Below are 11516 nucleotides of genomic sequence, written 5' to 3'. Positions count from 1 at the left end.
TTAATTTGACCAACGGTTTATTTTTTCTATAAAGTTATTTTTAATTTTTTATCTAAATATCTAGTTGTAATTATATGTTCAGTAATACTACTTGTATAAATAATAATATCATTATAAATGTAATATGGAGAATAGGTATTCCTATAATTGTGCGAAGTGTTAGAATTGTGTAAAATATTAGAATTTTATGATAGTTAAAATAAATATATAATAAATAAAAAATATATATAAAATAATATTAATATTATTGGAAAATGTTTTCAGAGATGATATAATTTTTTTCGGAACAAACTAATAGAAAGAAGAGGCAAGAGAATTATGTTAAAAGCAATTTTAGGGGCAATAGCAGTAATATCAACAGGGTTTTCAGCAGTCTATGTAAATGACTTCAGGAAAAACAGAAATTCAGCTAACAATGGTATTTTTAAGAGAGGTTTAATAATAGGATTTATAACAGATTTCCTAGATGCAATTGGGGTAGGATCATTTGCAACAACAACAGCAATTTTAAAATTTGATAAAAAAGTTAATGTACCGGACAAATTATTACCAGGAACATTAAATGTTGCTCATGCATTACCAATGGTAGCACAAGCACTTATGTCATTAACAGCAATAGAAATCGATATATTCACATTAATATGTATGATAGTTGCAGCAGTAGTAGGTTCTTGGATAGGTGCAGGTGTAATATCTAAATTACCAGAAAAGAAAGTTCAGTTAACTATGGCAGTAGCCTTACTTGGAACAGCAGGATTACTAGTAGCAAAACAATTAGGAGTAATGCCAGCAGGTGGAGATGCAATAGGACTTGAAGGAACTAAATTAATAATAGGTGTTGTAGGTAACTTTGTACTTGGAGCATTAATGACTGCAGGTATAGGTTTATATGCACCATGTATGGCAATGGTTGCACTTCTTGGAATGAATCCAAAGGCAGCATTCCCAATAATGATGGGATCATGTGCATTTGTTGGACCAATAGCTTGTACTAAGTTTGTTAAAGAAGGAGCTTATGTAAGGGAAGTATCTATGGGTATAACTTTAGGTGGTATAGTAGGTTCAGTACTTGCAATATTATTTGTTACTAATCTTCCAGTATACTGGTTAAACTGGTTAGTAGTTGGAGTTGTACTTTACACAGCAGTAACTATGTTTAAGGCAGCACTTAATAAAAATAATGAAATGGAACTTGAAAATAAAGCAAGTTAGATAGATGGAAAGCCAATAACTAAGATTAAATTTTAGTTATTGGCTTTTTTACTTGTGAGGAAATTATATATAATTGAACTTTTTGACAATATATATTTTAAAATGTGTATTATGGAAACATAGTAGTTAATATTAAAAAAGAATTTTTTATACTATATTTAATATAATTTAATAGAGTTAAAATTAAGTATCTAGGAGGAAATTATGGAGTTTAATACATATGGGGAAGATAAGTCTTATGAAAACTTTATTTATCTAGGGATTAAACTTACAAACAATGCTGTTTATAAAATAAATAGAATAATTAATAGTGACGAAAAAAATAAATATGTTAGTTTGATAGATGATAATAGAAAAGATGAAGTATTGAATATTATTTTAGAAGATGTAATATATGATTTTTATTTGATGGATATTACAGTACTTGGAGATTCAGATAGAAAAACTAGATTAATGATGACCAGTGATACTGAAAATATTAATAATCGAAATTTTATGAACAAAAGAGGTGGTAAAATATTATGTGTAGATGGTGTAAATATTGATAAACAGCATTTTTTAGTAACAAATTTATGTCTAGCCTCTGATGAATATGGAAATAAAAAAAATAATTGTTATTTTCAAAAAATAAAATTGTGTACAGAAGAAAGTATTAAAAATATATGCATCAGCAATGATATATTATCTATAATAAAAAAAGCTGATAGTTATGATACTTTAGTTGATAAAACTGATAAAGTTAAAAAATCTAGTAAAGAAAGGGGAATAATAAAAAGAGAGGCTTATATTTATAGAACTATGCCTATTAAAGAAAAAAGTAATTTGTCAATAGAAGTCCAAAACAGAATAGATGAATGGGATCATTATTTAAAAATAATAGAAGACAATGCAAGACACTCACAATTGGAGATAAAATATAAGGGATACAAAAGTAATAGTGATTTTACAAAATGTACCATGAATTTTAAATCATTTACTAATGAAGAAATTGAGAAGTTGCAAAATTTCAGAAATGATAGGGTAATACTGTTTTATGATAAGGAAATCGAAAACTCTAATGAAAGAGTAGAAGATAATATAGGTTCTATATATAAGATAAATATAGAAAATAAGTCTATTGTAATTGAATTAAATGATGAGTTTCAAGAATTACTTTTAGAAAATAAAACAGTATTTCCAAATAAAGGATATTTGAGAATATCTAAAATGGGGGATTTGGCTCAAGCCATCAATTTAAGACGAGGATTATACTTATTAAAATCAGGACAATCTTTAAATAATCAATTGGCAACTATTTTATTTGACACTAAAAATTTAGAATATAAAAAAGAGGATGAAGAAGTTATTTTGAATGTAAATAACTTATTATTAAATACTTTAAATAATAGCCAGATAAAAGCAGTGCAAGGAGCTTTAAATTCAAAGGATGTATTTGTTATTCAAGGACCACCTGGAACAGGAAAAACTACAGTAATTGCAGAAATTTGTTATCAAAATGCTATTAGAGGATTAAAAACCTTGATAGCATCTCAGTCAAATTTGGCAGTTGATAATGCACTAGGGAGGATAATAGATAACCCTAGGATTAGAGCTTTAAGAACTGGTAATTTATCCAGAGTTGAAAGTGAAGGAGAAAAATATACGGAAGGAAATGTGGTAAAAACTTGGCTAGATACGACATTAGACATTTGTAAAAATAATTATAAAAACTAACATCCTTAGATTAAAGAAATTTTTGGAAGTAAGAGACAATGAAATATGTATATCAATAATTAATGAATTAAATAATTTATATGAAAACAATTATAGTTGTTATTGTGCAGTAGAAAAAATAGCAGCTTTTGAGAATGAAATAAGATTTATAAAAAATTCAAAAAAATATGAGGATAAGTTAGAATCATTTGAAAACTTTGTTATGAATTTTAAAGATAAAGATAAGTTAATAAATGGTTATAAAGAATATAGAAATATAAATTGCCAGATAAAAGATATAAGATATTATATAAATCTATTGAATAAATATTTACACATAATTAATAATAGAGTTGATAAACTTGTATCATTGAAAATTAAATATAATATTAATCATGAAGAGCTTAAATATAACATAAGAGGTAAAATTAATAATAAATTAATTGATAAATATTTAGTTGATACAGCTAATGTAATAGATCATAAACCCATATTTCTGAATTTAATAAAAAGTTTAGGTATAATATCCAATTGGGAGACTAATTTATTGAAATATATTTATATGGGCAACGAATATGTAAAAATGATAAAAGAAAAAATCGAAGAACTCTCCATATTAATGTCAAATCTAAATAAAAAACGACTGTTCATTGAAGATGAGTATGAAGAAATAATATATAGTAAAATAAAAACAATTAAAAAAATATTGATGATATAAAAAAATCCCTACAAAAAGAATTTAATTATGATGAAAGCTCAACAGATTTATTAGATTTTATTATAGATATTACAACAAACACTTTAAATAAAAATACTACAAAACTATATCTTGAAATAGAAACAGAAAAAAATAAAGCCATAGATCTAAAAGAAAAATATAATAATCTCAAATATAGATGTGATCAACTTGTCAATGATATGAAAGAAGTAATGGATGCAACTATAAATATAGTACCACAAGTTCACAACAATATATCAATAGATGAGATATTAAGAGCAAAATCTATAATAGAAAATTACTTGATGATTTTAGATAATTGGATTAAAAAAATTGAAAAAGGTAAATTTGGAGATAAAGAAGAACTTAAAAAACTTTATATAGAGTTTGCAAACGTAATAGGTATAACTTGTGTTCAATCAGGTTCTAAAAAATTTGAATCTGAATATAAGGATTTTGACGTGGTAATTATAGATGAATCAAGTAAGGCAACACCGCCAGAATTATTACTACCTATGCTTAAAGGAAAGAAAATAATATTGGTTGGAGATCATAAACAGCTACCACCAGTGATTGAGTCTGAATTATTAGATGAAATGAAGTATTGTGATGATGAATTGGAAGATATTAAATATGAATTAGATGATATGAAAAATAGTATTTTTGAAAAGATTTACATGAATATAAATGAGAAAAGTAAAATAATGCTGGATACACAATATAGAATGCATAGTTCAATCATGAATTGTATTAACCAATTTTATAAGGATAACAAGGAAGGTGGAAATAAAGTAGGATTAATATCTGGAGTTAAGGATGAAGAAAAAGAAAAAAGTCATAACATAGATATAAAGTATATAAAAAAAGAAAATCATTTGATGTGGGTTGATATTCCACTTAAGAATAGTTATGCAGAAGAAAGAAATGATGGCTTCAGTTTTTATAATAAAACAGAAATAGAAGTAATAGAAAAAATACTGACTGACATAAACAAATTTTCACATAATGAGGAAAAACAAGTGTCAGTGATTACTTTTTATAGTGCACAAGTTAAATTATTTCAGAATAATTTTTTGAAAGGAAGAGAATTTAAAAATCTGAACCTGCGAGTGGGAACCGTTGACAGATTTCAAGGAATAGAAAGTGAAATTGTAATTGTAAGCCTTGTAAGAAATAACAATAAAGGAAAAATTGGTTTTGCAAAGGATCCAAGACGTATAAATGTTGCTTTATCAAGAGCACAAAAACTACTTATTATTGTGGGATGTAGTGAGTTATATTGCGAGAAAAACAATAATAAAGAAGCTAAGGGCTATTATAGTGAAGTAATAAAAGTTGTTAATAAATATAACGGTGTCATAGATGCAGGAAGTATCTTTAACTAAGGAGAGATATATATGTTTAAAATAGAGGACTATCCTAAGGACATAGGAAAAATTATAGAAGATATTGAATATAAGGAAGATAAATTGGAAGTAATCTATTATAAGGAGTGGTTACTTCCTTTTCATAAATACAAGGTGAAAATAAATTCAATAGTTTACAGAAGTATAAGTATTATAGAAGAGTTTATTTTGAATATTGGCTTAACTAACTTAGGAAATAATAATACTATAGATGATATAGCATTAATGCTTGGTTTAGACAAGATATTTATTGAAACTTATGTTGATAAAATGGCAAGAAATGGAATGTTATATTTGAATAAATTGCCTCATATTATAACAACAGAGTCGGGTAAAAATTTATATAAAAGTAAGTTATCTTTAGATTTTGAAAAGCAGGATGTATTAGAAGCTTATTATCATCCATATATAAACAATATTTATGATTATAAAAAGAAAGATTATGAAAATAAAAGTATTGATATATTGCATTTGAATAATGATTTTGAAGATAAAATTTGCAATATAAATGAAGATTTAAAAAATAATATATCAGAATTGGCAAAGTGTCATAAAATCATATGCGAGAAGAAAGTAATAAATCAAGAAGTAAAAGACATAGAAATGGAAAAATTAGACGGTGAGATTGCATATTTTAGAATAGTTGAATTATGGATATATGATATAGTCGAAAAAGTTTTGCAATGTAGGGTGTGGAACTTTGAAAATAATTCCTTTGACAATGAGATTAGTAAATTAATATGTAATATAAAACCACTGAAAAAAGAAGATTTTAATTTATCTGATGAAATTAAAAAAGAGCCTGTTATAAAGCAATCAAATTCATTGGAAGAAAAATTTATTCAAGAAAAGAAAGAAAATAAGCATGAAAAAAGTAAGCTTAGAATTATAAGAGGAAAGGAAATAAAAGAAGAATTTAACAAAACTTTTAATATGGTTAAGCAGAAAATGTATATTCAATCCCCTTGGATTTCAGAAAAAGTAGTAGATGATGACATGATTAAAAAAATTAAAAAATTAGCGGCGAAGAATTGTAAAATATTTATAACATGGGGAATATCAAGAAATATAAATAATGAAGATAGAAAAGCACCTGAAATGTTGTTGGAAAAATTAAAAAGCATAAAATCACCAGATAATTTACCAGCTGTATTTGTAATCTGGATAGGAAATCATCACAACAAAGAGATTATTGTAGATGATAAAATACATATAGCAGGTTCATTTAACTGGCTTTCTTACAGAGGGGACTATCTACCAAGGGGTGAGTCAGTTTATCTCACAAATGATAAAGAATGTATAAAGGAAGCTAAGTATTATTTGGAAGATCAAATAGTAAATTCTTTGGGTAGAGATATGCTTAAGGGTAATTTTTATTCTAATTTAAATTGTTTGTTAAATTTGGAGTATCATGAGGAGAAGGTTAGAGAGATTTTGGATTGTGTAGCTGATCAATTGATAAATGATGAGCGCTTAGTTTATTTGAGGGATTTGCTGATGAGAAATGGTAGCTTTTTGGATATATGTGAGAAGATAGATAAGAATGGAATAACATTTTAGGAATGGGATTGAGATATTCATAGATTTATATAAAATATAGTATTTATTTAGAAAATATTTAATCTAAAATAGGAGATAGTTAGTAAGTACAAGACACTGGTGTGCCTTGTACAAGTGTGCTCGGGTGTACGAAAGTTGACATACTGTGTCAACTTTTGCTAGCATAATATAAAAGGTCAGTCTCACAATTGAGATCTGACCTTTTTAATTGTAAGGAAATTAAAAATATAAAAGAAGATAATGGAATTATTTGAAGAATTAATTAAAGTAATAATAAATAATAGGGGTGAATATTACTATAATTCAAATTATAAAGAGGAATAATTTATTTTCAATGATATTAGGAACTACTAAGTTTATAGCTTAGTAGTTTTTTAGGTTGTATAAAAATAACTGGGTTTCAAAAGTATATATAAGGAGTCATTATGAGTTAATGCATAAGTAATAAATCCTTGTTTTAGAATTTAGGATTGTATTTAGAAAATAAAAGAGGAGTTTAAAATGATTTCATATTTTAATATTAAATATTATAAAATTATAGGTAAATATAATATTATACTTTTGAATGAAAAGAATTAGTATTGTATAATATGAAAGAAGTTGATTGAAATTCCTCTAATTGTGAAAAAATATAGTAAGTATGAAAAATAAAGCTGGAAAATATGAAAATAATATGTAAGGATTATGGAATAAAATAAAAATAATATGAAAATATATGAAAATATATATTGACTAGAATATAAAAAATCTATATTATTAAATTAAAGAAAACGGTAACAATCAATTATAGTGTCGTTTTAGCAATGTGGAAAATATGAAATAAAAAATATAAATTAATATGGAAAAAATGAAAAGAAAGTGGAAGAAAAATGAATATAAAAGTGAAAGATATAGCAATTAAATCAGGTGTATCTATGGCAACTGTTTCTAGATATTTAAATAAATCAGGATATGTAAAAGAAGAAACAAGACAGTTAATAAAAAAAGCCATAGCTGAAATAAAAGGTGAAGATAAAAGTTACTCACAATTGAAAAATATAGCAGTAGTACTTCCAGATTTATCAAATATGTTTTTTACAGACGTACTAAAAGGAATAAATGAAGAAGCCGGTAAATTAGGATGCAATGTATTAGCCTTTGATAGTAATGAAGAAATAGAAAAAGAAATTAATATAATAGAATCTTTAAAAGACCTGAATATATCTGGTCTTATAATAACTACAACTGTTAACAATAATATGGAAATTATTAAAAAACATATTCAAAATATGAACTCTTTAGAAATACCAATTATTTTAATAGATAGAGATTTAAGATTTTGTGATTTTGATGGAGTATTTATAGATAATAAAAAAGGTGCTTTTGATGGTGTAGATACTTTGATAAGTGAAGGACATAAAGAAATAGCAATAATTACAGGTCCTCTACAATATAAACCAGGAATAGAAAGGTTAGAAGGATATAAGCAAGCTTATGAATCAAATGAATTATCTGTAAATGAAAAAAATATTTATGAAGGTGATTTTCAAGTAGATTCAGGATATAGTTTAACAAAGGAAATTATTAAAAATAATAAAGATGTATCTGCAATATTTATAAGTAATAACATGATGACTTTAGGTGCTATTAATGCTCTAAATGAAATGAAAATAAAAATAGGTGAAGATATATCAATATTAGGATTTGATGATTTAGACTTTTTTAACTATGTTGGACTTAATATAAGTGTTGTATCAAGACCAACCTCAGAAATGGGGAAAATAGGTTTCAACATATTATATAAAAAACTTTCAGATGATGAGCCAAGCTCTACTCAAAACATAATCTTAAAGCCAACAGTAGTTTTAAGAGGTTCTGAAAAACTAGCAAGTAATTAAACTTAACTATAAATTTTAACAATTAGGGGGAATTTCAAAATGAAAAAGAAAGTAACAGTAGCAGGAAGTTTTATAGTTGATTTAATGGCGAGAACGCCACATTTACCTAAACCAGGAGAAACAGTAAAAGGTTTAGCATTTAAAATGGGACCAGGAGGAAAAGGTTCAAATCAAGCAATAGCAGCAAAAAGAGCAAATTGTGATGTGACATTTATATCAAAAGTTGGAAAAGATGAATTTGGAGAAATGGCTCTTAACACTTTTAAAAATGAAGGCTTAGATACTAAATACATATTTGAAGATGAAAATTTACAAACAGGTACAGCTTTAATAATAGTTGATGATGTAACATCTCAAAATGAAATAGTAGTAACATCAGGAGCTTGTGATAATATAACTAAAGAAGATTTACAAACTTGTAAAGATGCAATTATAAACTGTGATATATTCTTAAGCCAATTAGAAATAAATAGAGATGCAATAGAAGCTAATATAAAATTAGCTCATGAAAATAATGCAACTATAATATTAAATCCAGCTCCAGTTCAAGATATTAGCGAAGATGTATTGAAATTAGTAGATATAATAACTCCTAATGAAGTAGAAGCATCAATTATTACTGGATATGAAGTTGTAACAGTAGAAGATGCCAAAGTAGCAGCTAAAATACTTCAAGAAAAAGGAATAGAAGATGTTGTAATAACTCTAGGAAAACAAGGTGTATATGTAAAGAGTAAAGAAGAAGAACAATTTGTAAAAGCGTATACTGTAGATGCAGTAGATACAACAGGTGCAGGAGATGCATTTAATGGAGGGTTTGTTACAGCTTTATCTGAAGGAAAAGATATATTTGAAGCTGCTAGATTTGGAAATGCTTTAGCTGCATTATCTGTAACAAAAATAGGAACAGCACCAGCTATGCCTACTAGAAAAGAAATAGATACATTAATGGAAAAAGAGTTAACAATGGCTTAAGGGAGGAAAATAAAATGAATAAATATATAGATCATACATTATTAAAAGCAGTGGCAAGTAAAAGTGATATAGAAAAATTATGTAAAGAAGCATTAAAATATGATTTTGCATCTGTTTGCGTAAATCCAGCAAATGTAAAAATTTCACATGAATTGTTAAAAGATAGTAATGTTAAAGTATGCACAGTAATAGGATTTCCTCTAGGAGCAAATACAATAGAAACTAAAGTATTTGAAACTAAAAATGCTATTGAAAATGGTGCAAAAGAAATAGATATGGTAATAAATATAGCTGCTCTAAAAGAAATGGATTTAGATTACTTAGAAAAAGAATTAAGTGAAATAAAATCTGCATGTGGGGAAAATGTTTTACTAAAGGTGATTATAGAAACTTGTTATTTAAATGAAGAAGAAAAAGTTTCTATAAGTAAGTTAGTCGGAAAACTTAATATAGATTTTATAAAAACATCAACAGGATTTGGAATAGGTGGTGCCACACTTGAAGATGTAAAAATTATGAAAGATAATATAGGCGAAAATACAAAAATAAAAGCATCAGGTGGAGTTTCTGATTTTGAAACAGCTAAAGCATATATAGATTTAGGATGTAAAAGAATAGGAACTAGTAATGGTATTAAAATAGTAACTAAAGATCAAAGTATGGAATTAAACTCATATTAATAGGTTGAAATAGGGGGATATAAAAATGAGTGTATATATAGCTGAATTTATAGGTGTTGCAATAATTGTATTTTTAGGATGTGGTGTTTTAGCAGGAAACTCTTTGAAAAAATCTGGCGCTAATGGTGCTGGAAATGTGGCAATAAACTTAGCATGGGCAGCAGCAGTTACTCTTGCAGTATATACAGTTGGAGATATAAGTGGAGGGCATTTTAACCCAGCTGTTACAATAGCTTTTGCTATACAAGGAACTTTTGATTGGGCTTTAGTACCAGGTTACTTATTAAGTCAAGTTTTAGGTGGAATGTTTGGAGCATTATTAGTATATTTACAGTATCTACCTCACTGGGAAGCTACAGAAGATGAAACTGTTAAATTAACAGTATTTGTAACTGCACCAGCAATAAGAAATAATTTTACAAACTTTATAAGTGAGTTTTTAGGAACTTTTGCATTAGTATTTGTTGTATTAGCTTTAGGAATAAATGATTTTGCAGCTGGAGTAAATCCATTAGCAGTTGGATGCTTAATATTTGTACTAGGAACATCTTTAGGTGGAGTAACTGGAAATGCTATAAACCCAGCTCGTGACTTAGGTCCTCGTATAGCACATTTTTTATTACCTATACCAGGAAAAGGAATTTCAGATTTTAAATATGGATGGATACCAGTAGTTGCTCCTATAATGGGAGGAAGTTTAGGAGCAATGCTTCATTCAGCACTATATGAAGGAATAGTAGACTTTAGACTTTGGGCAATTATGATAATTTCAGCCATTACCTTTGGAGCTTTATATATGATAAGTGTAAAAAACTTAAAAGAAAATAATCTTTCAAGCACTAAAGTAGCATAGCAACAATGACTTGGTCATCGTAAGACTATTATAGAGTGTAGTTCTTTTCAGTTTATGTCAAGAATTTGCTAAAAAGAGGATGCTTCAAAATGATTTCTAAATCATTCAAAGAGGCATCCTTTTTTAATTGTTTTTTGTGAAATAATGTATTTATACATTATGGAAAAATAATAGAGGAAGAGAATGGTTGTAAGTTACAAGGAGTAATTAAAACTTCTAAAATCTACAAAATAAAATGTATCCTATTAACTTTACTTTTATTATTTATATTATCTAAGGTTAATCTTTTTTCAAGTATATCCATACTTTTTTTCCAAGGGATATATATATTATGGATTTATAAATACAACCTAAACAATGAATTTATAAATCAAATGTTAAATGAAATAAGCAGTTTTATTTTTCAAACTAGTGAAATAAATATAAATAATATATGTATAACAGATAAAGAAAATAATTTTAAAGGGAGTGTTTATAAAATACAAAAACTTATAGCTATAATTTTCTTAGCAGTTGGTGTTATAGGATTTTTATCTTCTTTTG

Annotated in this window: 9 protein-coding genes; all 9 read left to right on the top strand. The window is 26.4% G+C overall.

Features of this window, described 5'->3' with window-relative positions; all coding sequences use genetic code 11:
* Positions 1 to 318 precede the first annotated feature (318 nt).
* The 9 genes from QX51_RS11435 (at position 319) to QX51_RS11395 (ending at position 10973) form a co-directional block, all read left to right on the top strand.
* Positions 319 to 1212 (top strand): sulfite exporter TauE/SafE family protein, encoded by an 894-nt coding sequence (locus QX51_RS11435; protein WP_039680047.1) that lies wholly within the window; start codon positions 319 to 321, stop codon positions 1210 to 1212.
* A 204-nt stretch (positions 1213 to 1416) separates the two neighbouring features.
* Positions 1417 to 2925: an AAA domain-containing protein gene (locus tag QX51_RS11430; RefSeq protein ID WP_039680046.1), complete on the top strand. Its 1509-nt coding sequence runs from the start codon at positions 1417 to 1419 to the stop codon at positions 2923 to 2925.
* A gap of 22 nt (positions 2926 to 2947) precedes the next feature.
* Positions 2948 to 3622 carry a hypothetical protein gene (locus tag QX51_RS11425; RefSeq protein WP_039680045.1) on the top strand — a complete coding sequence of 225 codons (675 nt, stop codon included), beginning with the start codon at positions 2948 to 2950 and terminating at the stop codon, positions 3620 to 3622.
* A complete protein-coding gene (locus tag QX51_RS11420) occupies positions 3610 to 5007 on the top strand; it encodes a DEAD/DEAH box helicase (protein WP_330376073.1) in 1398 nt (465 codons plus the stop codon). The genes QX51_RS11425 and QX51_RS11420 overlap by 13 nt, the downstream gene beginning before the upstream one ends.
* 12 nt (positions 5008 to 5019) lie before the next feature.
* Complete coding sequence (locus tag QX51_RS11415; RefSeq protein ID WP_039680043.1) at positions 5020 to 6588, top strand: phospholipase D-like domain-containing protein; 1569 nt, start codon at positions 5020 to 5022, stop codon at positions 6586 to 6588.
* A gap of 869 nt (positions 6589 to 7457) precedes the next feature.
* Positions 7458 to 8465, top strand: coding sequence for a LacI family DNA-binding transcriptional regulator (locus QX51_RS11410; RefSeq protein WP_039680042.1), 1008 nt, complete (start codon positions 7458 to 7460; stop codon positions 8463 to 8465).
* Between the two features lie 39 nt (positions 8466 to 8504).
* Entirely contained in the window at positions 8505 to 9440 is a 936-nt protein-coding gene (rbsK, locus tag QX51_RS11405; RefSeq protein ID WP_039680041.1) for a ribokinase, read from the top strand.
* A gap of 14 nt (positions 9441 to 9454) precedes the next feature.
* Positions 9455 to 10120, top strand: a complete 666-nt coding sequence (deoC, locus tag QX51_RS11400; protein WP_039680040.1) for a deoxyribose-phosphate aldolase — start codon at positions 9455 to 9457, stop codon at positions 10118 to 10120.
* Between the two features lie 25 nt (positions 10121 to 10145).
* On the top strand, positions 10146 to 10973 hold the full coding sequence (locus tag QX51_RS11395) for an MIP/aquaporin family protein (protein WP_039680039.1): 828 nt from the start codon (positions 10146 to 10148) through the stop codon (positions 10971 to 10973).
* Positions 10974 to 11516: the final 543 nt, after the last annotated feature.

The organism is Terrisporobacter othiniensis (genome assembly GCF_000808015.1).
GTDB classification, from domain to species: domain Bacteria; phylum Bacillota; class Clostridia; order Peptostreptococcales; family Peptostreptococcaceae; genus Terrisporobacter; species Terrisporobacter muris.
Note: the sequence above shows the minus strand (reverse complement) of the source record. Positions and strands in the feature narration are given on the sequence as shown.

Excerpts from the sequence above, each read along its gene's own strand:
- QX51_RS11435 (WP_039680047.1), top strand. The coding sequence starts at position 319 with ATGTTAAAAGCAATTTTAGGGGCAATAGCAGTAATATCAACAGGGTTT.
- QX51_RS11430 (WP_039680046.1), top strand. The coding sequence starts at position 1,417 with ATGGAGTTTAATACATATGGGGAAGATAAGTCTTATGAAAACTTTATT.
- QX51_RS11415 (WP_039680043.1), top strand. The coding sequence starts at position 5,020 with ATGTTTAAAATAGAGGACTATCCTAAGGACATAGGAAAAATTATAGAA.
- QX51_RS11410 (WP_039680042.1), top strand. The coding sequence starts at position 7,458 with ATGAATATAAAAGTGAAAGATATAGCAATTAAATCAGGTGTATCTATG.
- rbsK (WP_039680041.1), top strand. The coding sequence starts at position 8,505 with ATGAAAAAGAAAGTAACAGTAGCAGGAAGTTTTATAGTTGATTTAATG.
- deoC (WP_039680040.1), top strand. The coding sequence starts at position 9,455 with ATGAATAAATATATAGATCATACATTATTAAAAGCAGTGGCAAGTAAA.
- QX51_RS11395 (WP_039680039.1), top strand. The coding sequence starts at position 10,146 with ATGAGTGTATATATAGCTGAATTTATAGGTGTTGCAATAATTGTATTT.